At 65.4% G+C, this 24,727-nt stretch carries 25 protein-coding genes; 10 read left to right on the forward strand and 15 right to left on the reverse strand.

Translation table 11 applies throughout. The features are described 5' to 3' along the window. Nucleotides 1-234 precede the first annotated feature (234 nt). Entirely contained in the window at nt 235-687 is a 453-nt protein-coding gene (locus RAD16_RS35370) for a hypothetical protein (protein ID WP_458162484.1), read from the forward strand. A gap of 6 nt (nt 688-693) precedes the next feature. Here RAD16_RS35370 and RAD16_RS35375 read toward each other — a convergent pair whose 3' ends face one another. After that, on the reverse strand, nt 694-1,533 hold the full coding sequence (locus RAD16_RS35375) for a GNAT family N-acetyltransferase (protein WP_458162485.1): 840 nt from the start codon (nt 1,531-1,533) through the stop codon (nt 694-696). 105 nt (nt 1,534-1,638) lie between these two features. Here RAD16_RS35375 and RAD16_RS35380 point away from each other — a divergent pair, with 105 nt between their 5' ends. After that, complete coding sequence (locus tag RAD16_RS35380) at nt 1,639-2,343, forward strand: SDR family oxidoreductase (protein ID WP_458162486.1); 705 nt, start codon at nt 1,639-1,641, stop codon at nt 2,341-2,343. Between the two features lie 66 nt (nt 2,344-2,409). Here RAD16_RS35380 and RAD16_RS35385 read toward each other — a convergent pair whose 3' ends face one another. Further along, the gene (locus RAD16_RS35385; protein WP_458162487.1) at nt 2,410-3,465 is read right to left on the reverse strand and encodes a serine hydrolase; all 1,056 of its coding nucleotides are present in this window, start codon (nt 3,463-3,465) and stop codon (nt 2,410-2,412) included. Between the two features lie 387 nt (nt 3,466-3,852). Between RAD16_RS35385 and RAD16_RS35390 the strand changes: the two genes are divergently transcribed. The 3 genes from RAD16_RS35390 (at nt 3,853) to RAD16_RS35400 (ending at nt 5,803) form a co-directional block, all read left to right on the forward strand. Beyond that, nucleotides 3,853-4,257, forward strand: a complete 405-nt coding sequence (locus tag RAD16_RS35390; protein WP_458162488.1) for an ArsR/SmtB family transcription factor — start codon at nt 3,853-3,855, stop codon at nt 4,255-4,257. Between the two features lie 2 nt (nt 4,258-4,259). Then, a complete protein-coding gene (locus RAD16_RS35395) occupies nt 4,260-4,751 on the forward strand; it encodes an SRPBCC family protein (RefSeq protein ID WP_458162489.1) in 492 nt (163 codons plus the stop codon). 209 nt (nt 4,752-4,960) lie between these two features. Continuing rightward, nucleotides 4,961-5,803 carry a hypothetical protein gene (locus RAD16_RS35400; protein WP_458162491.1) on the forward strand — a complete coding sequence of 281 codons (843 nt, stop codon included), beginning with the start codon at nt 4,961-4,963 and terminating at the stop codon, nt 5,801-5,803. 3 nt (nt 5,804-5,806) lie between these two features. Here RAD16_RS35400 and RAD16_RS35405 read toward each other — a convergent pair whose 3' ends face one another. Genes RAD16_RS35405 through mhpA form a run of 3 tightly spaced genes read right to left on the reverse strand, consistent with a single transcriptional unit; the run spans nt 5,807 to nt 9,434 of the window. Then, nucleotides 5,807-7,018: an ABC transporter substrate-binding protein gene (locus RAD16_RS35405; RefSeq protein WP_458162492.1), complete on the reverse strand. Its 1,212-nt coding sequence runs from the start codon at nt 7,016-7,018 to the stop codon at nt 5,807-5,809. 44 nt (nt 7,019-7,062) lie between these two features. After that, nucleotides 7,063-7,914, reverse strand: coding sequence for a fumarylacetoacetate hydrolase family protein (locus RAD16_RS35410; RefSeq protein WP_458162493.1), 852 nt, complete (start codon nt 7,912-7,914; stop codon nt 7,063-7,065). Then, on the reverse strand, nt 7,911-9,434 hold the full coding sequence (gene mhpA, locus RAD16_RS35415) for a bifunctional 3-(3-hydroxy-phenyl)propionate/3-hydroxycinnamic acid hydroxylase MhpA (RefSeq protein ID WP_458162494.1): 1,524 nt from the start codon (nt 9,432-9,434) through the stop codon (nt 7,911-7,913). The genes RAD16_RS35410 and mhpA overlap by 4 nt, the downstream gene beginning before the upstream one ends. A gap of 173 nt (nt 9,435-9,607) precedes the next feature. Between mhpA and RAD16_RS35420 the strand changes: the two genes are divergently transcribed. Beyond that, the gene (locus tag RAD16_RS35420) at nt 9,608-10,276 is read left to right on the forward strand and encodes a TetR/AcrR family transcriptional regulator (protein ID WP_458162496.1); all 669 of its coding nucleotides are present in this window, start codon (nt 9,608-9,610) and stop codon (nt 10,274-10,276) included. Nucleotides 10,277-10,697: 421 nt separating this feature from the next. On the opposite strand, the gene RAD16_RS35425 is transcribed toward RAD16_RS35420, so the two are convergent. Then, the gene (locus RAD16_RS35425) at nt 10,698-11,489 is read right to left on the reverse strand and encodes a DNA-binding transcriptional regulator (RefSeq protein WP_458162497.1); all 792 of its coding nucleotides are present in this window, start codon (nt 11,487-11,489) and stop codon (nt 10,698-10,700) included. Between the two features lie 147 nt (nt 11,490-11,636). On the opposite strand from RAD16_RS35425, the gene RAD16_RS35430 reads away from it, so the two are divergent. Beyond that, complete coding sequence (locus RAD16_RS35430; protein ID WP_458162498.1) at nt 11,637-12,620, forward strand: VOC family protein; 984 nt, start codon at nt 11,637-11,639, stop codon at nt 12,618-12,620. Nucleotides 12,621-12,680: 60 nt separating this feature from the next. Here the strand turns inward: RAD16_RS35430 and RAD16_RS35435 are convergent, their stop codons facing one another. Continuing rightward, nucleotides 12,681-13,319: a response regulator gene (locus tag RAD16_RS35435; RefSeq protein WP_458162500.1), complete on the reverse strand. Its 639-nt coding sequence runs from the start codon at nt 13,317-13,319 to the stop codon at nt 12,681-12,683. Next, nucleotides 13,316-14,701 (reverse strand): histidine kinase, encoded by a 1,386-nt coding sequence (locus RAD16_RS35440; protein WP_458162501.1) that lies wholly within the window; start codon nt 14,699-14,701, stop codon nt 13,316-13,318. Before RAD16_RS35440 ends, RAD16_RS35435 begins: the two co-directional genes overlap by 4 nt. A gap of 187 nt (nt 14,702-14,888) precedes the next feature. On the opposite strand from RAD16_RS35440, the gene RAD16_RS35445 reads away from it, so the two are divergent. Next, nucleotides 14,889-15,761, forward strand: coding sequence for a DUF2380 domain-containing protein (locus RAD16_RS35445; RefSeq protein WP_458162502.1), 873 nt, complete (start codon nt 14,889-14,891; stop codon nt 15,759-15,761). Between the two features lie 54 nt (nt 15,762-15,815). Here RAD16_RS35445 and RAD16_RS35450 read toward each other — a convergent pair whose 3' ends face one another. From RAD16_RS35450 to RAD16_RS35460, 3 genes are read right to left on the reverse strand one after another with little or no spacing between them, the layout of a single operon-like run. Further along, a complete protein-coding gene (locus RAD16_RS35450; protein ID WP_458162503.1) occupies nt 15,816-16,853 on the reverse strand; it encodes an L-idonate 5-dehydrogenase in 1,038 nt (345 codons plus the stop codon). Nucleotides 16,854-16,875: 22 nt separating this feature from the next. Further along, nucleotides 16,876-17,643 carry an SDR family oxidoreductase gene (locus tag RAD16_RS35455; RefSeq protein ID WP_458162504.1) on the reverse strand — a complete coding sequence of 256 codons (768 nt, stop codon included), beginning with the start codon at nt 17,641-17,643 and terminating at the stop codon, nt 16,876-16,878. Nucleotides 17,644-17,655: 12 nt separating this feature from the next. Beyond that, nucleotides 17,656-18,855 (reverse strand): mandelate racemase/muconate lactonizing enzyme family protein, encoded by a 1,200-nt coding sequence (locus tag RAD16_RS35460; protein WP_458162505.1) that lies wholly within the window; start codon nt 18,853-18,855, stop codon nt 17,656-17,658. 180 nt (nt 18,856-19,035) lie between these two features. On the opposite strand from RAD16_RS35460, the gene RAD16_RS35465 reads away from it, so the two are divergent. Next, complete coding sequence (locus RAD16_RS35465) at nt 19,036-19,803, forward strand: GntR family transcriptional regulator (protein ID WP_458162507.1); 768 nt, start codon at nt 19,036-19,038, stop codon at nt 19,801-19,803. Nucleotides 19,804-19,845: 42 nt separating this feature from the next. Further along, a complete protein-coding gene (locus RAD16_RS35470; RefSeq protein ID WP_458162508.1) occupies nt 19,846-21,210 on the forward strand; it encodes an MFS transporter in 1,365 nt (454 codons plus the stop codon). A 118-nt stretch (nt 21,211-21,328) separates the two neighbouring features. On the opposite strand, the gene RAD16_RS35475 is transcribed toward RAD16_RS35470, so the two are convergent. The 4 genes from RAD16_RS35475 to RAD16_RS35490 form a co-directional block, all read right to left on the reverse strand. Beyond that, nucleotides 21,329-21,562 (reverse strand): hypothetical protein, encoded by a 234-nt coding sequence (locus RAD16_RS35475; protein ID WP_458162509.1) that lies wholly within the window; start codon nt 21,560-21,562, stop codon nt 21,329-21,331. Between the two features lie 97 nt (nt 21,563-21,659). Then, a complete protein-coding gene (locus tag RAD16_RS35480; RefSeq protein ID WP_458162510.1) occupies nt 21,660-22,910 on the reverse strand; it encodes an arsenic transporter in 1,251 nt (416 codons plus the stop codon). Nucleotides 22,911-22,934: 24 nt separating this feature from the next. Beyond that, the gene (locus RAD16_RS35485) at nt 22,935-24,218 is read right to left on the reverse strand and encodes an MFS transporter (protein ID WP_458162511.1); all 1,284 of its coding nucleotides are present in this window, start codon (nt 24,216-24,218) and stop codon (nt 22,935-22,937) included. Between the two features lie 62 nt (nt 24,219-24,280). Continuing rightward, nucleotides 24,281-24,721 carry an EamA family transporter gene (locus RAD16_RS35490; RefSeq protein ID WP_458162512.1) on the reverse strand — a complete coding sequence of 147 codons (441 nt, stop codon included), beginning with the start codon at nt 24,719-24,721 and terminating at the stop codon, nt 24,281-24,283. Nucleotides 24,722-24,727: the final 6 nt, after the last annotated feature.

Below are 24,727 nucleotides of genomic sequence, written 5' to 3' on the forward strand. Positions count from 1 at the left end.
GATAGATCGGGCCGTCGCGATCAACTCCGATCACCAGGTTATGAAGCGCCGTTCTTGGACGTTTCCCGGAACGAAGTGGCTGAAACCAGACGGGAATTCGGGGCGCCATGCCGCACCCTGTTCCCGGTTGATGTCGTGCCTTAACCAACAATTAATTATACATTTGCGGGCGGGCGACAGGGCGGCCTAGCGTGCGGTGGGGAGCCGCCGAAGCCGAACGAGTTGGTGCGTATCATGATGTCCAGATCATATGGGGCGCTGTGCGCCTTGCTCAGCGCAGCCGCGCTGCTCCTTGCTGCCAATGACAGCTTTGCGCGACCGGGCGGCGCCGCGCCGCATGGCGTAACTGGCGTGGCGCCAGCCGGTCCGATGGCGCGTCCGCCGATGGCGCCGGGCGCTCGGTTCCGCGGCCGCAACACGCCCTGGGTCTATTGGCCGGGCGGCGGCGGGTTCTTCTACGACAATGCGGGCTACAGCCAGCCCTTCGCCGATACCGCGCAGCCGGCCGCCTCCACCGATGTGCGCTACACCTACACCTACGACGTTCCCTGGGACTGGTCGCATCGCTTCCCGCCGAACGTCGTGCCGTCCGACCGGCCCTATGTGCCGAGCTGTCCGACGGAGCAGGTCACGGTGCCCGGCCGCGGCGGCGGCGAGCACACCGTCAACATCATGCGCTGCTATTAGGCGGCGCTAGCCTAACTCAAAGCTTGTCACGCCGAAGACGCGGTCGATCCGCAGCGGCGTGATGTCGCCCGTGTACATCCGCGCCGTTTCGAACACCGGCTTGAGGCTGAGCGTCTCCGCGACCGCGATCGCCTCGCGATTGATGGCGGGGACATCGAGGAATATCTCGCCGCCGCCCGTGCTTGCGAGCAAGGCGTGCACGATCGCTTCCGCCGCCGCACGATCGTCGGCGACGAGCGGGCCGATCTTGCAGCCGCTCCGGCACGGCCGGATCACACCCCATGCGGTGAGCTTGCCGTCGCGCAGCAGCGCGCGGCCGGCATGTCCTGGCGTATTGATCCAGGCGCGCAGGAAGGCGCTGCGCGCGGCGGGGAAGACCGTGGCGTCGTCGGCTTCCACAAGCGCGAACGGGATCGTGTCGAGCGCAACCACGCCGGCAGGCGGCGACGAAGCTGCGACAGTGCCGGCGTAGCGGATGTTGGCGTAGGCGAGCTGGAAGCCGGATTTCTTGTAATTGTCCTGCTGTGCCACGACGCCGTCGAGCCCGATCACGCGCGGGCCGGCATGCGCGATCGCCGCGTTCCAGATGCGCAGGCCGTGACCCGCGCCGCGCAGATTCCGGCGCACGATGTAGAAGCCGAGAAACGAGAAGCGATCGTCGTAATTGACGCAGGAGACCGTCGCGACCGGTTCGCCGTCGATCTCGCCGACGAAGAAGCCTTGCGCATCGGGGATCGCGAAACAGGCGGCATCCCGAAGGCCCGGATTCCAGCCCTCGGCCGCAGCCCAGTCGACGGCGAGAGAAATCTCCTCGGGGCGCAAATTGCGGATCTGCAGGTCGCTCATGACGGATGCCTTCGACGGTGGACCTGCCGGCAGGTCCGGCGGTAGAAGGCCTCATGATAGGCCGGGCCAGCGGCCCGCCTCAACTCCATCGCAAGGATAACGGTCATGGCAGCAGAGAAGGTCGCACTCGTCACGGCAGGCGGCAGTGGCATGGGGGCAGGGGCCGCGCGGCGGCTCGCCGCCGACGGCTTTCGCGTCGCGATCCTGTCGTCCTCCGGCAAGGGCGAGGCGCTGGCGGCCGAGCTCGGCGGCCTCGGCGTCACCGGCTCCAACAAGTCGAATGACGATCTGAAGCGTCTGGTGGATGGTGCGATGGCGAAGTGGGGACGCATCGACGTGCTGGTCAACAGCGCCGGCCACGGGCCGCGCGCGCCGATCACAGAGATCACGGACGAGCAGTGGCACGCCGGTCTCGATACCTATCTGCTCAACGTGATCCGTCCGACCCGGCTGGTGACGCCGGTGATGCAGGCGCAGAAGGCCGGCGCCATCATCAACATCTCGACCGCCTGGGCATTCGAGCCCAGCTCGATGTTTCCGACCTCGGCGGTGTTCCGCGCCGGGCTTGCCGCCTTCACGAAGATCTTCACCGACACCCATGCCGCTGACAACATCCGCATGAACAATGTGTTGCCCGGCTGGATCGACAGCCTGCCGCAGACCGACGTGCGCCGCGACAGCGTCCCGCTGAAGCGCTACGGCAAGGTCGAGGAGATCGCGGCGACGATCGCGTTCCTGGCGTCCGACGGCGCGGCCTACATCACCGGCCAGAACATCCGCGTCGACGGCGGACTGACGCGCTCGGTCTGAGCCGGCGCTCCGGATCTGGTGTGGAAGGGCCCGGCTCAGCCGGGGCCTTCTGTTTTGTGGCCGGATTCAGCGCGAGACCACAAGGTGCGCCAGCGCGGGCAGGATCTTGTAGCGAACGATCTCGTGCGGATATTCGCCGCGATTGGCGAGCAGGACGAAGCCGATCTGCTGCGCCGGCACGAGACCGAGATAGCCGGACGTGTTGTTCAGGCCGCCGGGCTTGTCGACGATGGCGACGCCGGGCAGGCGCACATTCTCCCAGGCCATGGCCTCGCCGAATTTCTCGTCGACGCGGAAGGTCTCGCGTTGCGTCATCCGCAGCGCCTCGCGCAATTGCGGATCGATGGTGCGGCCATCCACGCTGGCCGCAACGAATGTCGCAAGATCCCGCGCCGAAGAGAACATCTGGCCGGTGCCCGGGACGTCAAAATAGCTCTGCTGGTTGCCGGGCGGGCCGATCGCCATGCCCTGATCGGAATAGCCTTGCACCACGCGCGCCATCCATGCCGCATCCATAATGGCCCGGTTGTCTTCGCCGCGCTCGGGTAAGGAGGTCGCATTCATCCCCAGCGGTTTGAGGATGCGCTGTTCGAACAGCGTCGCGATCGGCGTGCCGTAACAGCGCTCGAGCACGAGCTGCAGCAGCACATAGCAGGCGTGGCTATAGATGCGCTGCTTGCCGGGGGCCTCGCCGGCTTCCGGCCTCCAGGTGTTGAACATCGCGATGAACTGGGCGCGCGAAAACGAGTCGTTCGGCCAGGGCGGATGGTCGGTCGCCAGCAGCATGCCCGACGTATGCGTGGTGAGCTGGCCGACGGTGACGCGGCGAACATAGTCGCCGGTAAGCTCGGGCAGATATTTCGGCAAGGCATCGTCGAGCCGCAGCTCGCCGCGGAGCGTGCCGAGTGCAACCAGCGTCGCCTCGAACGGCTTGCGCAGGGAACCGAGGTTGAACAGCGTGTCCGACGTGACCGGCCGTCGGGTGGCATCGTCGGCAAAGCCGTAGTTGAAGAATTCGACATGGCGTCCGGCATAGAGCGCCGCGGCGAGGCCGCCCGGCTGGTCCGGTGTCATTGTCGGCGCCAGCTCGGCGGCGACGATGTCGCGCATCTGCGCGATCATGTCGGAATCCGCATTTGCGCGCCGCGGCTGAAGCGCGATCGCAATCGGAATGAGTGCTGTCCGCGCGAAGGTTCGCCGGGTGATCGAGGATGAGGTGACAACAGGCGGCACGTGCTCTGACGAATCATGCTTCTGCGCCCCCGGGACACTTTTAGCGGGGAGGAGGCGAGGTCCCAATTCACGATTGCGCGTTGTGGGTTCCGCTCGGACGGTGTCGTAGCCCGGATGGAGCGAAGCGTAATCCGGGGCCGCTATAACTTGTGGCAAGACCCCGGATGGCGCTTCGCTCCATCCGGGCTACGGGAGCGGTGCGGCTAGCGACAATAAAGTTAGCCGTCGAGCTAACAATCATTGACGCCGTACGATGTCGGCCCTATAGTTAGCTTCATGGCTAACCAATTATCCCAACTCGACCAGATCTTCGCGGCTCTTGCCGATCCCACGCGGCGGGCGATCGTGATGCGGCTCTGCGCCGGCGAGGCCTCGGTCGGCGAGCTCGCCGAGCCCTTCGAGATGGCGCTGCCGAGCTTCATGAAACACATCCATGTGCTCGAGCTGAGCGGGCTCCTGCAGTCGGAAAAAGCCGGCCGCGTGCGCACCTGCCGCCTCAGCCCCGAGGCGCTCGTCGGTGCGGAAGACTGGTTCCAGCACCAGCGCGCGATCTGGGAGGCACGGCTCGATCGCTTCGAGGCCTACGTCATGAAGCTCAAGAAGGAGAGGGCGGCCGCCAAGGGCCCCTCCAAACCAACTGACAAGACGACGAACAAGACAACCAAACGGAAAGGTGCCTGACGATGACGAGTTCTGCCAATGCTGCCCAGTCGCAATGGTCGATGGACCGCGAGATCGTGATGTCGCGCGTGATCGACGCGCCGCGCGATCTGGTGTTCGAAGCGTGGTCCGACCCCAAGCATTTGCCGCAATGGTTCGGGCCGAAGGGCTTCAAGATCGAGACCTTCGAGATCGACGTGCGCGTCGGCGGTGTCTGGCGCTTCAACATGATCGGCCCCGACGGCACGGTCTATCCAAACCGCATGCGCTTCCGCCACATCGAGCGGCCGTCCCTCATGGAGATGGACCATGGCGTCGACCAGGACGATGATCCCGGCATGTTCCGCTTCACCCTCACTTTTGCCGAGCAGAGCAACGGCAAGACCGTGCTGATGATGCGTCAGCTGGCGGCGAGCACCGAGCAGCGCGACGGCATGATCGGCTTCGGCGCCGTCGAATACGGCTACCAGACGCTGGACAAGCTCGCGGCGTATGTGGCGGGGATGAGGAAGTAAGCTCCCGCAATATTCCGGGGACGCCTCGCACGGGCGCCCCGGAATTGGCTCTGTGAACGCGAGCAGAGAGCAGTCGCCGCCGCGATTATGACAGCGCGCAGGCCAATTATGACAGCGTCATAACGTAGATTTTTGTCGCGCCGTGCTACCGTATTATGACAGAATTGCTACCGTTGGATGTCACATCGATTTCGGCGGAGCGATTCATCATGTTGCAGTGGCAGGCGCGGTCAAATCCCCTCGCGTGGTGGTGGGGCTCTCTGACGCTTGTCAGCGCGGCCAACATCCTCGTCTGGTTCATGCTGTACCGCGAGTTCTATCCGACCGTTGCCAGCAGCCTCGGTGGCGGCTCCGATATCGGCCTGATGTTCCTGCTCTGCGCCGGCTATGTGTTCGGCTGCGCCTTCCGCTCGGTGCTGCCGCGCGCCGACGTGCAGCGCATCTGCCTGTTCGACACCTGGCTCTCCAGCGTCTTCGTCGGCCGTACCGTTGCGACCGTGGCCGAGCTCTGCTTCGCCGCGCAATGGGCGATCATCCTGCATCAGCTCGGTCAGATGACCGGCGCTGAGACCGCGGTGAACATTGCGCTCGTGATCGTGCCGATCATCATCATCGCGGAGTGCTTCTCCTGGTATGCGGTGGTGACGACCAACTTCCTCTTCAACGCGATCGAGAACTCGCTGTGGGCGGTGACTTTCTTCCTCGCCGGCATCGCGCTGTGCCGCCTGATGCCGGAATTCCAGGGCCCGGTGCGCTGGGCGCTGATCGCGGGCATCGTCGGCATCGCCTGCTTCCTCGCCTTCCTCGTCACCGTCGACGTGCCGATGTATCTCAGCCGCTGGCGGGCAGGGCATGCCGAGGGCAACAGGTTCCTCGGCTTCCTCGAGGGGCTGCATGATGTCTCAACGCGCTGGGTGGTGACCCACGACATCGCACACTGGAAGGGCGAACTGACCTGGATGTTCCTGTATTTCAGCGCCGCGGTGTGGTCGAGCCTCGCGCTCTGCGCGCTCTACGCCATGGAAGGCTATCTCACGCGCTATCTGGCCTAACGGTTATTTCCCAACCAGGCTGCACTTGCTGCGGTCGAGCGGGCGGAAGGCCTGGTCGGGCGGGATAGTGGCGACCAGCTTCACGAAGTCCCATGGGCCCTTGGACTCCTCGGGCGTCTTGACCTGCACCAGATAGAGATCGTGCACCATGCGCTGGTCCTCGCGGATGCGGCCGTTGGGCGTGTAGGCATCCGACACCGGCGTCGCCTTCATCCTGGCCATCACGGTGGCGCCGTCGTCGGAATCGGTGTCCTTCACGGCCTGCAGATAGTGGCGCACGGCGGAATAGACGCCGGCCTGGATCTGCGAGGGCATGGCCTTGCGTCGCGCGTAGAACGCATCGGAGAATTTTCGGGCCGCCGGCGAGACGTCCTCGAAGAACGAGGTGACGATGAGGTCGCCGCGGGTTGCCTTCAACCCGACCGCCTCGATGTCGACGTTCTGGAACGACATCGGTACGATCTTCATGCCCTGGTCGGCGAGGCCGAATTCCTCCGCCTGCTTGATCGCGGTGGCATTGTCGCCGGCGACATTAATTGCGAGGATCTTTGCGCCCGAGGACTGCGCCTGGAGCAGGAACGATGAGTAGTCGGGCGTGCCGAGCTGCGCCTTGACGCCGCCGGCGACCTTACCGCCGAGCGCGGCGATACGGTCGCGCGCGGTCGCCTCGATCGAATGGCCGAAGGCATAGTCGCCGGTGATGAAGAACCACGGCTCCTTGCTGGTCTGCATGATGCCGGAGACCACGGCGGTCGCGGTGGAATAGGCGTCCTGGGTCCATTGCACGCTGGTCGGCGCGCAGGCATCGTCGGTGAGTTGGTTGGCGCCCGCGCCGGAGACGAGGAAGATCTTTCCGTTGCCGCGTACCAGTTCCTGCACGGCGAGAGCGGCCCCGGAGCTGCCGCCGTCGGCGATCGCCTGCACGCCGTCGCTGAACCATTTTCGCGCGAGCGAGGCTGCAAGGTCAGGCTTGTTCTGGTGGTCGGCCTGCAGAATCTCGATCGGCTTGCCGTTGACCTTGCCGCCGAACTCCTCCGCCGCCATCCGCGCCGCCTCGAACGAGCCGGGGCCCATGGCGGTCGCGAACACGCCGTTCATATCGGTGAGAACGCCGATGCGAATGGCATCGCCCTTGATCTCGGCGCGCGAAGGGGAGCCTGCGAGCGCCAGCGTGACCAGCAGGATGGCGGTGGAGGTCGTGCGGATGGTGGCCATGGCGTTTCCCGATGTTGTTATGTTTGATTGGTTGGCGTTGGCGATCACGCCGGTTCGGCGATGACCCTGTTGCGTAGGGTTCCGATGCCGGAAATCTCGACTTCGACGGTGTCGCCCGGCCGCATCCACAAGGGCGGCGTGCGCTTGGCGCCGACGCCGCCGGGCGTACCTGTCACGATGACGTCGCCAGGGACGAGCGGGCAGATCGTCGAGATGTAGGCGATGAGGTCGGGGATCGCGGTGATCAGCAAATCCGTCGTCGTGTCCTGCACCACGGTGCCGTTCAGCCGCGTCTGCAAGGTCAGCTTCGACGGGTCGGGGATCTCGTCCGCCGTCACCAGCCACGGGCCGAAGCTGCCGCTCTCAGCAAAGGTCTTGCCGGAGAGGAACTGGCTGGTGTGGCGCTGCCAGTCGCGGATGCTGCCCTCGTTATAGCAGGCATAGCCGGCGATATGGTCGAGCGCACGGTGTGCTGCGATGTGGCGACCTTCCTTGCCGATGACGAGTGCGAGCTCACCCTCGTAGTCGAAATCGTCGCTCACCTTCGGCTTCACGATCGGCTGGAGATGGCCGACTTGGCTGCAGGGGAAGCGGACGAACAGCGCCGGCTTCTCGGTGACGGTGCGGCCGGTCTCGGCGACGTGGTCGCGGTAGTTGAGGCCGACGCAGATGATCTTGCCGGGATCGGGGATGACGGGCGCGAAGCTGATCCTGTCGAGCGGATGATCGGGCGCCGTGGACGCGACCAGCTTTGCCGCTTCAGTCACGCGACCAGCCTCAAGCAACTGCCGCAGCGTGGTGCAGGGCGCCATGCGCCTGCCGAGATCGACGACGCCATTGTCCTTGACGGCCCCGAACGAGGCGCGGCCGTCGACGATGAAAGAGAGCAGCTTCATGAGATATCCTCGAGAGATGTTCGGTCAGGCCGCGGACGGCACGTGGGTGGGGGCGTGATGGAGGCGATGAGCCGGTCGAATTCGGCATCGTTGCGGGCGGTGCCGCGGATGTAGCGGTCGGGGCGAACGAGCGCCGCGATGATGCCGTGCTCGCGCAGCCAGGGGCCGATGCCCTCGGCATCGTCGCTGGTCAGGATTTTCATTCCCGACTGCGAAACAGCGCGACGCGCTGCGGTGTCGACAAGCAGCACGTGGCCGTAGCCGATTAGGTCGTCGCCGCGGCTACCGTCATTCAGCATGAACTGCGGTGCGAGATGTCCGGCGAGCGGGAGATCGTCGAGCGCGAGCCCGGGGCCGAGCAGGGGCTTCTTCACCTCCAGCTTGACCGGCGCATTCTCGCGCGCCTCGCCGGCGGCGAGGCCCGCCTCGATCGCCTTGGTGTTGATGACGCCGCCCAGCCGAATGGCGAGCTTGATGAATTCGCGGACATGCGGCTGGCGTTCGCTCTGATAGGTGTCGAGCAGATCGGGTGCGGCGCTGCCGCGGATGGTGTCAACGAGCTTCCAGGCCAGATTGGCGGCATCGCGGATGCCGGCGCACATGCCCTGGCCGAGGAAGGGCGGGGTCTGGTGCGCGGAATCGCCCGCAAGCAGCAGCCGGCCGTTCCGCCATTGCTGCGCGATGACGGAATGAAAGGTGTAGACCGCGGCGCGCTCGAGCTCGGCATCCTCGGGCGTGATCCAGCGCGACAGCAGCTCCCAGACTTTTGCCGGCTGCGCGACGTCGTTCGAATTCTCGTCCGGAAGCACCGTGATCTCCCAGCGCCGTCGCGTGCCGGTGCCGCGGACATAGGTCGCAGGCCGTCTGGGATCGCAGTGCTGCAGGCTGTAGTCGCCGAGATCGTCGCGTTCGCGCTTGAGCAGCACGTCGATCACCAGCCAGCGCTCGTGGAAGCCGAGATCGTCCATGCCGGAGCCAATGAAACGACGGACGAATGATCGCGCGCCGTCGCAGCCGATCACATAGCCGGCACGGACCTCGCTGAGCTTGCCGTTGGACAGGTCCTCGTATCGGACGCGCACGCCGCTCTCGTCCTGATCGAGCGCGAACACGTCGCAGCGGCTGCGTAAGATGACATGCGGCCAGCGCGCGAGGCCACCGATCAGCAAATCCTCCAGATCGGGCTGGTGGAAGCGGTAGCTGAGATTCCAGCCCATCGGCGTCAGCGTCTGCGGCCGCGACCAGTGCAGCAGCATCTTGCCGTCGGCATCGAGGAACAGCATGCCGGGGCTGAGGATGACATGCGGCAGGATCGCGTCGGCAAGGCCAATGGTCTGAAACACGCGCATGCATTCGTCGTCGAAATGCACCGCGCGCGGCAGATGATAGGTCCGCGCCTCGCGCTCCAGCACCAGCGTCCGCACGCCGCAGAGGCCGAGCAGATTGGCGAGCGTGGCACCGACCGGGCCGCGGCCGACGATCACGACATCGAATTCCGAGACCACGGAGTTATTTTGCATGCGCCCATCCTTGTCCCCAGGCGGGCCGCCGCATCAACGCTGCCGCGCCGAGTGTCCGTCCAGCGGACACATGGCGCTGGGGGCCCCGATGTGTCGATTGGATGAGCCCTGTGCGGGGGGGCCCTTGCAATCGGCACTCGGCCGCATATATGTACATTTGAACATATATGCGGATGATCATGGTGAAGGCCAGGAAGAAGGCCGTTGCGCCGCCCCGCCCGAGAGGGCGCCGTAGCAAGGATATGCCGGATGGCCGCCAGGCCCTCCTGGCGGCGGCCACCCATGCGTTTGCCTGCCACGGTTTCGATGGCGCCGATCTGCGCAGCGTCGCTGCGACTGCCAAGGTCAGCGCCAACCTTGTTCGCGTTCACTTCGGCAACAAGGCTGCGCTCTGGGAGGCTTGTCTGGATCGGATCGTCGCGCTCGGGCTTCCTGCCATGGCCGGCGTCCAGAAGATCGCTTCCGATTCCACGCGCTCGCTGGGTGAACGGCTTTGCGGCGTGATCTCAGAGATCGCCGCTTTCTATGCCGCTCATCCGGATGTCAGGGATTTCGTCGTCCGGCATGCCACGGAAGTGCCGGAGCGGGCCGTGCTGGTGTCGGATCGCCTTCTGCGTCCGGCCTATGCGACGGTGCGAGAGCTTTTCTCTGTCGGCATCGAAGCAGGCATCATTCGCAGTCGCCATCCGGCAGTGTTTTTCGCTCTCCTCAACGCCGCGCTGAATCAGCCGCCGGCGTTTCCGATGCTGCTGAATCGGATTGCGCCCGAAATCGACCCGGAAACCTCTCGCGATCTCCTGATCGAGACGACCATCGCGACGTTTCTTCACCTTCCACCATGACGCTGGATGACATCGCCAGCCTTGCCAAACGCCAACCCAAACCCGAGAGTGAGTATCCTCATGCAATTTCGTCTCGTTCTTGCCTTGCTGAGTGCAACGATCACGCCGGCCATTGCCCAGTCCGGGCCGAGCGAAGCTGACCAGCGGCAAGCCTGCATGGGAGATGCTCTTCGGCTTTGCGCCGCTTATGTTCCAGACCGCGCCCAGATCAGGAGTTGCATGGCCGCTCAGCGCGATCAGCTCAGCCCGCAATGCCGCGCCGTCTTTGACGCGTCCTCTGAGGCCCTGAAGGCGCAACGGCGTGCCGGGTCGAGAGCGCCCTAAAGCGCGATGAGATCAGGATGAATCGTCATCGCGCTTTAAGTTGTTGTTTGAGCATGATCTTTCCGGAAAACCGCTGCGCACTTTTCCGGATCATGCTCTAGGATTCGATCGAGATGGCCGCCGCCATTTCGCGCAGCGGTGCAACGAACCCGGCGACGGCTTCGTCGAGCGAAAGCGCTGACCGGATCCAGATGATCGAGATGCACCCGAACACGATTTCATCGCGGACGATCGGCACGGCGATCGACGCCGTCTTTGGATTGTATTCGCCCTCGCCGCGGACCGCGTAACCGCGCGCGGCGGTCTCGGCGATCATCTGGTCGAGCCGGCCCTGGTCGAGGAAGGGGCGGTCGTCGGCTTCGTCGATGCGGCGCAAATGGCTGACGATGAGGTCGCGCTCGCGCGCCGGGCAGGCGGCGAGATAGGCACGGCCCGCCGAGGTCCGCAGCATCGGCAGGCGTTTGCCGATCATGCCACGGTCGATCGAGAGCGGGCTGCGCGAATGCGTGGTCTCCTGCACCACCATCGCCGCGTTCTCGTAAGTCGAGAGATCAACCGGCCAGACCAGGGTCTTGCTCAGCTCGGCGAGATAAGGTGCGGCCGCCTGGCAGATCACCACGCCGGGGTCGTAGCCATCGCCGAGGCTCAGGGCGAGCCGGGTGACGCGAAAGCGGTCGTCGCTGGCACTGCGGGCGACATAGCCGAGTTCCTCCAGCGTTTCGAGCAGGCGGTAGACGGTCGGGCGGGGCAGGTCGAGTGCGCGGGCGACGTCACCGGCGCGGATGCCGCCGGAGCGGTTGACCTCCTGCAGCACGTCCAGCCCGCGCTTGAAGGCGCGGACGCCTTCCAACTGCCGCGGTTGGCCGTTCCGCGTCCGCTCCTTGGACACTTCGTATTTCCTCCCTTGTGGCGCGCAGCGTCGCGATTATCGTCTTTGCGAACGCGAAGCGATTGCGGGATGCCACCGTAGGATCGCGTGCGGCCGGTATCAAGTTCGCCGCAGTGCAGCGGATGCGATGCCCTTGGGAGAACGTCGATGGAAATCACCGCGCTCGGCTATATCGGGATCAATTCGTCGCAGCTCGAACAGTGGGGGCAGATGGCGACCGGCCTGCTCGGCATGCAGCAGGTCGATTGCGGCGGCAAGATGCGCGCCTTCCGCATGGACGATCGCAAGCAGCGCTTGATCGTCGATGGCAGCAGCGATGCCGGCCTCGCTATCATGGGCTGGGAAGTTCCCTCGACCACGGAGCTCGACCAACTTGCAGGGCGACTGGAGAGCCACGGCGTCAGGGTCACGCGCGGCTCGCGCGCGCTTGCCGACGAGCGGCATGTCGCCGAACTGATCGCGTTTGCTGATCCTGCCGGCAACCGATTGGAGGCCTTCTGCAAGCCGGAGCTTGCCAGCGATCCGTTCAAGCCGGGCCGCCCGATCTCGGGTTTCCGCACAGGCGTGCTCGGCATGGGACACGTCGTGCTCAATGTCGAGGACGTCGAACCGCTGGTGCCGTTCTATCGCGACGTGCTCGGCTTCCATGTCTCCGATTTCGGGCTGAAGCCGTACGGCCTCTATTTTTTCCACGTCAACGGCCGCCATCACTCCTTTGCGATGGTCGGCTCGGGCCGGAAGGCGCTGCATCATTTCATGGTCGAGCTCGGCAGTCTCGACGATGTCGGGCAGGGCTACGATCTCGCGCAGCTCGAAGATGGCCGCGTCGTCTATACGCTGGGCCGGCACACCAACGACCACATGACTTCGTTCTATGTGAACACGCCATCCGGCTTCTTCATCGAATATGGCTGGGGCGGCCGTATCATCGATCCCGAGACCTGGCAGCCGCACGAGACCTTTGACGGCCCGTCGCTGTGGGGCCACGAGCGGCTCTACATGCCGGATGAGCAGCGCAAGCGCCTGCGCGACATGCGGCTCGATGCAGCGGCTCGTGGCGTCCGCGTCGCCGATCCGCGCGTGCCGCCGCTGAATTGCGCATGGCTGGACTCCGTCGTCGCGCGCGAATGATCCGCGGCGACACGGTCGAGGCGTTTGCACCTGACGGCGCCAAGCTGGAGCCGTGGGCGATCAGACCTCGGTCAAAATCCCCTGCCGCAACGCCAGCCGGACCAGCTCGATATCGGAGCCGACGCCGAGCTTGTCCTTAATCAGCGAATGCAAATTCGCCACCGTCTTCGGGCTGACGTGGAGCGTCTCGGCGATCTCCTCCGTGGTGTTTTCCGCGAGCAGCAGCCGCAGCACCTCGAACTCGCGCGGCGTGAGCACGTCGGCGGCAGAGCTTTCGCCGCTGATCCGGCTCAGCGCCAGCTCGTGGTCGATATCGGGGCTGATCGCGATCTTGCCGGCGAGCACGTCCATCACGGCGCGCACCAGCGTCTCGGGCGGGCTGGTCTTGGTGACATAGCCTCGCGCACCGGCGCGGATCGCCTGCAAGGCGAAGCCGGCGTTCTCATGCATGGTGAAGACGAGGATCTTTGCGGACTTGTCCCATTGCCTGATCCGCCTGATGGCCTCGATGCCACCGATGCCGGGCATGCTCAGATCCATGATGACGAGGTCGGGAGCTTCGGACTTGTACAGGCGGTAGGCCTCGGCGCCGTCGCCGGCTTCGGCGATGACGCGCAATCCCGGCTGCTTCTGGAGCACCGAGCGATAGCCTTCGCGGACGACGGAATGGTCGTCGACCAGCAGGATCGTCGCGGTCATGCCGCGCGCTCCAGCACGGGGTGATCGGTGGCCGGGAGCGGAATGACGACGCGCAGTGCGGAGCCGCCGTTGGGGCCGGCCTCGAAGCTGAGCCGGCCGCGCAGGGCCGCGACGCGCTCGCGCATGCCGAGCAGACCCATGCCGGATTTCGTGGCCGGATCGTGCGATCGTCCGTCATCGTCGATCGCCAGCGCGATCTCGTCGGCGCGCATCGCCAGTTCGAGGCTCACCTTGGTGGCGCCGGCATGCTTGGCGGCGTTGGTGAGCGCCTCCTGAACAATGCGGTAGAGGTTGGCGCTGATCGTGGCCGGCACGCTCTCGAACGAGCCGTCAAAGCGGATCGTAAAGCGCGTCTCGCCGCGGCTGCGTCCGTTCCAGCCGGCAACGAGGCCTTCGAGGCTGGCGACGAGCCCGAGCTCCTCGACATCGGGTGGCCGCAGCCGGAACAATGCGCCGCGCAGCGTCTCCATCATGCCGGTTGCGGTCCGTGAGATGCCGTCGCATTCGGACAGCAGGGACGGGCAGTCCTGCGCGGCGGTCTGGCGCGCGGAGGAGGCGAGCGCGCGGATGGCGGCGAGCGACTGGCCGAACTCGTCATGCAGCTCGCGCGCGAGGTGGCGGCGCTCCTCGTCCTGAAGCGCGATCAGCTTTCGCGTCAGCTCACTGCGCTCGGCGAGCGCCGTGTCGAGGCTCTCGGCGAGATGGTTGAAGACGTCGCGGAGCGCGGACAGTTCGGCGAGGTCGAACGGCGGCAGCCGGGTGGTGAGGTCGCCGGCGGCAATCCGCTCGAGGCCGGTGCGGATCATATGCGTCGGGCGCAGCGCGCGGGCGAGGGCGGCATAGACCAGCGCGCACAGGAGCGGCAGCGCGATCGCGAGAGCGATCATCAGGCGGCCGGCCTCGTGCCAGGCGTCCGCCGTCTGCACGGCCGGATCGACCGAAACCACGGTCTCGCCGAGGCTGACGCCGCGCACGATCACGGGCCGTGCCGCCTCGCGGCCGGGGTCGAACAGGCTGCGGTAGAAGGCGGCGAAGGCCTGCGGCGGCGGGTTCGCCGGGATCGGCGCGCCGCTACAGAATCGCTGGAGCATGTCGCCGTTCGTGCCGCGGAACCCCAGGCACAGTCCGGGTGTCATGACATAGGCCGAAACAGGATCGAGGTTGGGAAAGTCCGAGCGAGGGCTCGCCACCCACTGGATCTTGCCCTGCTGCAGCTCCAGCGTCTTCGCCACGATGGCGGCGATATCGTCGAGCCGGGCATGGGCCGCGCGGTCGGCGGTGATCAGGAAATACGCGGAGATCGCGGCGAAGCAGGCGGCTGATATCGCGGCCACGCGCAACGTCAGACGGACCTTGAGATCGAACCTCGGGCGGTTCCACATCGGCGGCACCTGGCGCGAACGGAATTGTCGCTGCTGCATTAAACGGCAGAACGGAAGCGGCGGAAAGCGCAAGGCTTACTGCACTGCAACGTCGTGAAATTTTCCCGGTGTTGGCCGGGACGGGCACGGATGCATGGCCTGAGGTTACCACCCAGATTGCGCCGCCGCTCCATCATACGAGGCCTGCATGCGCCGCACCTGGTTGATCCTCTCAGCTCTTTTGCTTGTCCTCCCGGCGGCCCCGCCGCCAGCCGGCGCCGAGGCCGCCATCGGCGTCGCCATGGACGACTTCAGCTACACGGATACCTCGGCCGAGCCGGCCAACCAGACCGCCGCCCATGAGCGGCGGCTGGCGGCGTTCATGACCGCGCTGAGGCGGGACATCGGCGAGGGCGGGCGCTACCGGCTCGTCGCCTCCGCCCAGGACGGCGCGGCGTTCAAGGTCATCGGCGGCATCCAGAAGACCAGCACGTTGGTGCAATGGGCCAAGGTCGCCGTGATCGACGTGAACGCCAGGAAGCTGGTGATGGACAAGCTCTACACCTTCCGCGGCGACAATGATGAATCATGGGAGCGCGCCGAGATGTTCGTGTCTCGTGAGGTCACGGCCGCGCTCGCCACGCCCGCGCCGGTCGCTCTGGCGGTGTTCAATTTCGAGCTCGAGGACACCACGGCCGCTTCGGTGGGGGCGTCGGCCACATCGGATGCGTCCACCCTCGCCGAGGTCACCGGCGGCGTCCGCGAGGCGCTGGGCCAATCCGAGCGCTACCGCCTCGTCGATGTCGGTGGGGCGAACGAGCCGGCCGCGAAGGCGCATGCGCTGCGCGACTGTGAAGGCTGCGAAGCGGCGATCGCACAAAAGCTCGGCGCGGACCAGTCGCTGATCGGCGTGGTGCGGCGGGTCAGCCGCACCGAGTACACGCTCGGCTTCCAGGTCCGCGACGCCAGGACCGGTGCGGTGCTGGCGCGCGGCGACAGCGGCTTGCGCCTCGGCGCCGACTATTCGTGGAAGCGCGGCGCCGTGCGGCTCGTGAGCGACCGGTTGATCGAGCGGCAGTAGCGCTCATTCTTTTGAGCATGATCTTTTCGGAAAACCGCTGCGCACTTTTCCGGATCATGCTCCGAACGTCAACTGCACCTTCATCGATTGCGAGCGGTCGCTGGCCAGTTCAAACGCGGCGACCGCGTTCTCGAACGGCATGGTTGCCGTGATCAGCGGTTTGACGTCGATCAGGCCTTCGCCCATCAGCCGCACCGCGAGCTCGAACTCGGGATCGAAGCGGAAGGTGCCGCGGAGCTGCAATTCCTTGGCGACGATGGCGTTGATCGGCAGCGTCATCTCGCCGCCGAGGCCGAGCTGCACCAGCGTTGCGCCGGGACGGAGCACGTCGAGCGCGGCGCGCAGCGCGGCTTGGTTGCCGGACGCTTCGAACAGCGTGTCGAACACGCCCTTGCCGGCGCGCCAGGGATCGAGCGCGGTGGCGTTGGTCGCGACGTTGATGGCGTGGGTGGCGCCGAGCTTTTTGGCGACCGCGAGCGGGGCGTCGGCGACGTCAGTGACGACGATCTCGGAGGCGCCGCCGAAACGCGACACCAAAATCATAAGTGCGCCGATCGGGCCGCAGCCGGTGATCAGCACGCGCTTGCCGAGGAGGGGGCCGGCCTGCTTGCCGGCATGCAGGCACACCGCGAGCGGCTCGGCGACCGCGGCTTCCGCCAGCGACAGCTTGTCGGAGATGGGAACGGCCTGCGTCGCATCGACCGTGATGAATTCGCGAAAACCGCCCTGCACATGGGGAAAGCGCATCGCGCTGCCGAGGAAGCGCATGTCGAGGCACTGGTTGCGCATGCCCTCCTGGCAATGCAGGCATTGGCCGCACGGCTTGCTCGGATTGACCGCGACGCGCGTGCCCGGCTTGACGGCGGTGACACCGTCGCCGACCGCCGCAACAACGCCGGCGATCTCGTGCCCCAGCGCCATCGGCTGCTGGATGCGCACGACGCCGAAACCGCCGTGGTGGTAGTAGTGCAGGTCGGAGCCGCAGATGCCGCCATTGGCGATCTTGACGCGGACCTCGCCCGGGCCGGGCGCCGTGTCAGGATAGGTATCGATCCGCAGATCCTTCGGGGCGTGAATGACGACGGCGCGCATGGTCTCGTTCCCTTGTTCGCGATTACATCGCGGCGATCATGCCGCCATCGACATAGATGATCTGGCCGTTGACATAGGTCGAGGCGTCCGAGGCGAGGAAGATCGCAGCACCGACCAACTCGTCCGGCTTGCCCCAGCGCTTGGAGGGGATGCGGCCCATCAGCCAGTTGTTGAAGTCGGTGTTGCTGACCAGCGCCTCGTTCATGTCGGTGAGCATGTAGCCCGGGCCGATCGCATTGGCCTGGATGCCGTGCTGGGCCCATTCCACCGCCATCGAACGGGTCAGGTTCTTGATGCCGCCCTTGGCGGCGGTGTAGGGCGCGATGGTGGGGCGCGCGAGCTCGCTGCCGAGCGAGCCGATATTGATGATCTTGCCGTGTTTGCGCGGGATCATGCGCTTGGCGGCCTCGCGGCCGATCACGAAGGCGCTGGTGAGATTGGTCTCGATCACCTTGCGCCATTCGTCGGTGGTGAATTCCACCAGCGGCTTGCGGTGCTGGATGCCGGCATTGTTGACGACGATGTCGACGGCAATGCCCTTCTTGTCGAAATCGTTGAACGCCGCGACGATCGCGGGCTCGTCGGTGACATTGAAGGCTGCGCCCTCGGCCTGATGGCCGGCGGCGCGAAACTCGGCGACGGCCTGCTCGACGCGCTTGGGATCGACGCCATTGACGATGATCCTGGCGCCGGCCTTGGCCATGCCTTCGGCAATGGCGCGGCCGAGGCCGCGGGAGGAGCCGGTCACGAGCGCGGTGCGGCCGGAAAGGTCGAAGAGGGCGGTGCTCATCTCAAAAGATCCTCAGACGTTGGAGCGGCGCACGGTCAGATCGGAACGATCGAAGACGGCGGGCAGGAGGTCGACGCCAAGGCCGGGGCCTTCCATCGGGAAGACGTAGCCGTCCTTGATGGTGGGCATCGTGGTGACAAGCTCATTGTACCAGCCCCTGTAGAAGGCGCGCACCGATTCCTGGATCAGCGTGTTGGGCTGGCTGAACGACATGTGGATGGCGGCGATGAAGCCGATCGGGCCGATGCAATCATGCGGCGCGAAGGGCCGGTGATAGGTCTCGGCCATCGCCGCGATCTTGCGGCCCTCGGTGAGGCCGCCGGTCCAGCACAAATCCGCCATCACCACATGCATGGCGTCGCGGTCGAGCATGTCCTTGTAGGGGAAGCGCGAGCCCAGAGTCTCGCTGGCGCAGACCCAGACGTCGGTCGAGCGGGCGTATTCGGCGAGCGCCTGCGGCGAGTTCATGCGGATCGGGTCTTCGTACCAGGTCGGCTTGTAAGGCTCGAGCGCGCGTGCGATCTGTTTGGCGGTCGGCAGGTTCCAGAGCGAGTGGAGCTCGACCATGATCTCCATCTTGTCGCCGACGGCCTTGCGGATCTTCTCGAACGGCTCGATCGCCTGCTTCATCTGCGCGGCCGTGATGTAGAGGCCCTTGTTCTCCTGCGCCGCAGGATCGAACGGCCAGATCTTCATTGCGGAGATGCCGCTTTCCAGCAGGCTTTCGGCGAGCGCATCGGCGCGGTTCATGAAGCCGTCGAGGTCTTCGTAGGGGCCTTTGTTGGCCCCGAGATTCCAGTTCGCGACCGGGCTGATATTGGTCGAGCGAACATATTGAGTGCCGGCGCAGGTGTTGTAGATGCGCTGCTTGTCGCGGCAGAGGCCGCCGAGCATCTGGTGCACCGGCTGATTGCAGACCTTGCCGAACAAGTCCCACAGCGCGATGTCGATCGCGGAGGCCGCGCGATATTCGACGCCGGTCGAGGACTGCGCCATCGGCAGGTTCAGCATGTCGCGATGGATGGCCTCGATGTGCAGGGGATTGCGGCCGAGCAGGCGGCCGGCAAAGGTGTCGTGGATCTGCGCTTCGACTGCGCCCGCGCCATAGAAGGTCTCGCCGAGGCCGATCATGCCCGTGTCGGTGTGGATGCGCACCCAGATGACGTTGGAGAATTCCTCGGTACGCAGCGTCTCGATCGACGTGATCTTCACGGCACTTGTCCTCCCATCGAAAGGCGCATCGCGCCAAAATATTTTCATTCCGCACTGCAGCATGTAGCGGATCGACGAGAGTCTTACGCCTGCTTGTAATATATCACAACATGTTTTAAGGGTGCCACAAATAAGGCGCCGCCCAGCAACGAGAGCGCAAGGCAAACGGGAGAGAACGACATGGCACGCCGCAAGCGCGCGCTCGAGGTGGTGAGAAACGACGACGACGGTGAGGGCAAGCCCTCGCGGCGCAACCGGCTCAACTTCTTTGAGCTCGCCTATCAGAAGATCGAAGAGCTCCTTGTTCATTGCGAGCTCAAGCCCGGACAATTCATGACGATGCTGGAGTTGCAGCAGATCACCGGCTTCGGGCGCACACCGGTGCACCACGCCGTCAATCGTCTGTCCGCCGATACGCTCATCATCATCCGCCCGCGCCACGGCTTGCACATCGCGCCGATCGACCTTGCGCGCGAACGCATGCTGCTGGCCCTGCGCCGCGACATGGAGCGTTTTGTCGTTCGCCTCGCGGCGGAACGCGCCAGCCTTTCTCACCGCAATCAGGCGCTGCACATCGAGCGTTTGCTGCGCGAACGTCGCGCCACTTTGACACTCGACGAGTTCAACAGCCTCGATCGCCGCATCGATGCGCTGGTGCTGGAGGCCGCGGGCGAGCCGTTCCTGGTGCATACGCTGCGGCCGCTGCACACGCTGTACCGCCGTATCGGATACATCCATCACCGCTTCATGCCGGGGCAGACTGATCTGTCCGGCACGATCGATCACCACCTCGCCATTCTCAGTGCGGTCGCCGGACGGCACGTCGAGGCCGCCGTGACGGCGAGCGATGCACTGATCGACTACATGGATTCGATGTTCACGGGCATGGAGGCAGGGATCGACCCGCGCCTGCTCGACTGCAGCATCGAACCGCTACTTGGCGCCTAAAAAGGACTTGGCGCGTAAAGGGTTTTGAAGAGAGGACCAAACATGTCAACGATGGCGATGCCACAACCGACCGTGAACGAAACCGCGGTCCGCTACCTGATTACGAACTACAGTCCCAAGGGCAACAAGGTCGGCTGGCTGATGATGGCCTCGATCCTGGTCGAAGCCTGGGACCTCTATTCGATCGCCTTCGTGCTGATCTTCATCAAGGCACAGTACAATCCCGAACCGCTGATGCTCGGCCTTGCCGCGGCCGGCACGCAGGGCGGCGCCCTGATCGGCGCGCTGCTCGGCGGCTGGCTGTCCGACAAGATCGGCCGCCGCGTGATGTTCCTGGTCACGATGGTGATGTTCATCGTGCTGGCGCTGGCGCAGGCCTTCGTGCCCGACATTACCTGGCTGATCGTGATCCGCTTCCTGCTCGGCATTCCGCTCGGCTCGGACATCTCGACCGGCTACACCTACATCATGGAATCCATGGCCAAGGGTGAGCGCGAGGTCATGGGCAACCGCTGGCAGTTCATGTTCGCCGTCGGCGAGGTTCTCACCGTCGGCGTCATCGTGATCTTCCTCCTGATCGACATGAACCACGAGATGCTGTGGCGCGTGACGCTCGGCCTCGGCGCAGTGCCGGCGCTGATCATCCTGATCATGCGCCATGACGTGCCGGAAACGGCAGTGTGGCTGGTGCAGAAGGGACGCTACCGCGAGGCCAAGCAGGTCGCGCGCGAGATGTTCAACGACAATCTCGACATGTTGCCGGACCATGACGTCGAGGTGCCGAAGGTCTCGACCCGCGCGTTCCTCGCCGACCTCAAGAAGGACCCGATCCGCTGGCGCGCGACCGTCTATGGCTGGATCGCCTGTTTCGCCCAGGGCAGCGAATTCTCGACCTTTGCCTTCTACCTGCCGGTGCTGTTCGTGATGGTCGGCGTGTCGAGCGTGCTCGGCACCAATCTGGTGACGATGGCGCTGTTCTCCTTCGCCGCGCTGTCCGGCTGGGTCGGCCCGCTGCTGACGCCGAAGATCGGCCACCGCGGCATCGCGATCGCCGGCTTCGGCATCGTGCTGGCCTCGCTGCTGGTCGCGGCGTTCGCGCTCTACACCGACAACAAGATCCTGCTGCCGTTCGCAGCCGCCGCCATGCTGTGGGGCCATTATTGGGACGCGTCGAACTGCATGACGATCCCGACCATGGTCGCCAAGCCGAAATATCGCGGCACCGCCAGCGGCTTCGCCTACATGTTCGTGAAGCTGCCGTCGTTCCTGGCGATCTTCCTGTTCCCGACGGTGTTCGCCGCGATCGGGCAGGCCAATGCCACGCTGATGGTCGCGATCTTCCCGCTGATCGGATTGCTCGCCGCAATCTTCATCCTGCCGGAAGTCTACGGCTACGAGAACGACTAGAGCATGATCCGGAAAAGTGTGTAGCGGTTTTCCGAAAAGATCATGCTCAAACAATAGAGTCTGAACGTGACCCGGTCGCGGCTGTATGGCCGCGATCGGGCTCTCTCTCGACGAGCTGCTACGGGCTCAGGAAGACGGGATCGATCCCGCTGCCATGGCCGAGCAGGCCGATCGCCTGAAGCTGGGCGCTGTGCAGGTCGATCTCGACGATCGCGAACAGGGTCAGCAACACCACGACCGAGACGACGAGCAGCGGATGGGATGTCCCGGCGCCTTGCGCCGGCGCGGCAATACGCTGAAACGCGCGGCGCAGGGAAAAGCTCTGCGGCAATGCCTTCGATTGGATCTGCATGATCGACCTCCTTGCCGCGTCCTGTGAGGCTGCGCGACAAGGTGAAGTATAGGTCCGCCGTTCCCGGCCACATTGATGCGCCGCAGACTGCGCGCGATTAATGGATCGCGGCTGCCAGCGCGGCAATCAGCGCAGGCGGCGTCACCAGGATGCCGAGCTTCAGGAACGGCCAGGCGCCGAGGTCGATCTTCTCCCGCCGCAGCGCCACCAGCCAGAGGATGGTGGCGAGCGAGCCGGTGACCGACAGATTGGGGCCGAGATCGACGCCGATCAGGATGGCGCTGAGGACGGGCGCGGGCAGATGATCGCTGGCGGCGATCGAGCCGGCGACGAGGCCGACGGGCAGATTGTTGGCGATGTTGTCGGCGATCGCAGTGGCGATGCCGACGCTCCAGGCGGCCTTGGTCACGGATTGCGCGACGGCCTGGTGCAGCAGCGCGCTGAGCTGGCCGATCACGCCGGTCTTGATCAGCGCCTCCACCATCACGAACAGACCGCCGACCAGCGGCAGCACGCTCCAGGACACGCCCTTCAGCACGGGCAGCGGCGACTGTCGGCTGAGCAGCAGCACGATCGCCGCCGTCACCACGCCGCAGATGAAGGTCGGCAGGCCCAGCTGCTTGTCGAGCGCGGAGGCCGTGAGCAGCACGATGCCGATGGCGACGATGCCGACCGCTGTCAGCTTGCCGCCTCGGCCGAGCTTTCGATGCGGCACGCTGCGCGCGATGGTCTCTTCCTTCAGCGTACGGTGCTGACTCAGGCGCAGCACGATATAGGTGAGCAGGATCGAGGCGACCGAGGGCAGGGCGAACAGGCGCAGCCATTCGGTCAGTTGCGGCATGCGCGCGCCGAACACGACGAGATTGGCCGGGTTCGAGATCGGCAGCGCGAAGCTCGCGGCATTGGCGATGAAGGCGCAGACGAACAGATAAGGCAGCGGCTTGGCGCCGGCCGCGCGCGTCGCCGCATAGACCGCCGGCGTCAGCACGATCGCGGTGGCATCGTTGGAGAGCAGCACGGTGACGATCGTGCCGACGATGTAGATCAGCAGGAACAATCGTTGCGGCGAGCCGGCGGCATATTCCACCGCGAGCGCGGCCAGATAGTCGAACAGGCCCTCGAGCCGGGCGAGCTCGGCGATCAGCATCATGCCGATCAGGAACAGATAGACGTCGACGCCTTTCTCAATGCCGGTGAGCGCATCCTGCCATGGCAGAAAGCCGAGCAGCACCAGCGCCGCAGCGCCGATGACGGCCCAGATCGCTTCAGGCAGCCGAAAAGGGCGGATGATGACGCCTGCGGTTGCGGCGACGATGATGCTCCAGGCCCAGATGGCGTCAGACGGCACGTTCAGTCCTTGAGATGAAAGGCTTCATTCGGCAGCGATAGCCGAAGCCGGCCCCGCTGTCTTCCCCCGAGAGCGTGGGCCGCCATCTGCGATTTGCCGCGTCTCGGGCAGGGCGAGGATGCAGATGACGGCGCCAATGGCGGCGACCGCGCCGAGTGTGACGAACGCCGCACTGTAGCCCGCGCCAACCACGACGAGGCCGGCCAGCGTCGTCGACAGCGCTGCGCCGATGCTCTGGGCCGTGATCACGGCGCCTTGCGCGACGTTGAAGCGGCCGGTGTTGCGCATGAGGTCGGCGACGATGACGGGAAAGATCGCGCCAAAGATGCCGGCGCCGACGCCATCCAGGAGCTGCACGCCGACCAGCCAGAATGGATTGTCCGAGAGCGTATAGAGCGCTCCCCGGATTGGCAGGATCAGGAGTGCGGCCAGGAAGAAGCGCTTGTGGCCCCAGCGGTCGGCCCTGGCGCCGACCAGCATGGCGAACGGCACCATCACGACTTGGGCTGCGACGATGCAGGCCGACATCAGGCTGGTCCCCATGTTCTTGTCCTGCAGCGCCAGCTTCTGCCCGACCAGCGGCAGCATTGCGGCGTTGGAGAGGTGGAACAGCAGGACGCAGATCGCGAACACGAGCAGGGGACGGCAGGTCAGCAGCACGGCAAGACCTGAGGGCTGGTCGCGCTGCGTCCCCGTGTCGGCGTCATGCAGCCCGCGGGCGAGATCGTGGTCGATGGCGTGAGCGGGGATCGCGAGGATGCTGGCGAGGCTCGCGATCGCCATTGCGCCGAGAAGATAGAACACCACGGTAGACCCGAACCAATAGGCGGAGAGACCTGCGAGCCCGGCCGCGACCGCATTGCCGGCGTGATTGAAGGTTTCGTTGCGGCCGATGCGCCGGGTGAAGGCGGCATGACCAAAAATGCCGAGCGAGACGGCGGCGATTGCCGGCGGAAAGACTACGGCCGCGGCCTGCGCGATGCCTTGCGAGATCGCGACCGCCAGGAAGCCGGGAAACAGCGGCAGCGACAGCGACGCCAGCGTCACCAGGATCGCCGCGATCACCATCACCAGCCGCTTCGCCCGCGTCGCGTCGACCAGTGCGCCGGCCGGCGTCTGCGCCACGATGCCGGCGATGGTCGCGATCGACATCACGAGGCCGATGCGCGCCTCGTCCCAATGCTGCTCGGTGAGGAGATAGACGGCGAGATAGGGGCCGAGTCCGTCGCGGACGTCGGCGAGGAAGAAGTTCGCCGCGTCGAGCGCGCGGCCGGCCTGCCTTGCCTGATCGGGGATTTCGCTCGACATCTGTCTCTCGATCGAGGCCGCGCCCTGGCAGCAACCGATCTCACCGCAGTTTTGTTCCCGACTTAAAGCTTCACGGCCAGCAGCACCGCGCCGGCGCCGATCATGGCGATGCCGATCCAGCCCTGCGCTGTCGGGCGCTCGCCGAGAAAGGCGAAAGCGAAGATGGCAACCAGCACGACGCTGAGTTTGTCGATCGGCGCCACCAGCGTCGCGGGGCCGAGCTTCAGCGCGCGGAAGTAACACAGCCACGACGCCCCGGTCGCAAGCCCCGACAGCACCAGGAACAGCCATGTCCGCGACGAGACCGCGGAGGGCACGGCGAATTGTCCGGTGAAGAACAGCAGCACCGAGAAGGCGAGCAGCACCACGATGGTGCGAATGAAGGTGGCGAGATCCGGATTGATGTTCTCGACGCCGACCTTGGCGAAGATCGCGGTCAGCGCGGCAAAGCAGGCGGAGAGAAGCGCCCAGGTTTGCCAGGCGGAGAAGAGGGCGGGTTTCATGTCATA

The sequence above is a fragment of the Bradyrhizobium sp. 18BD genome (assembly GCF_054185225.1).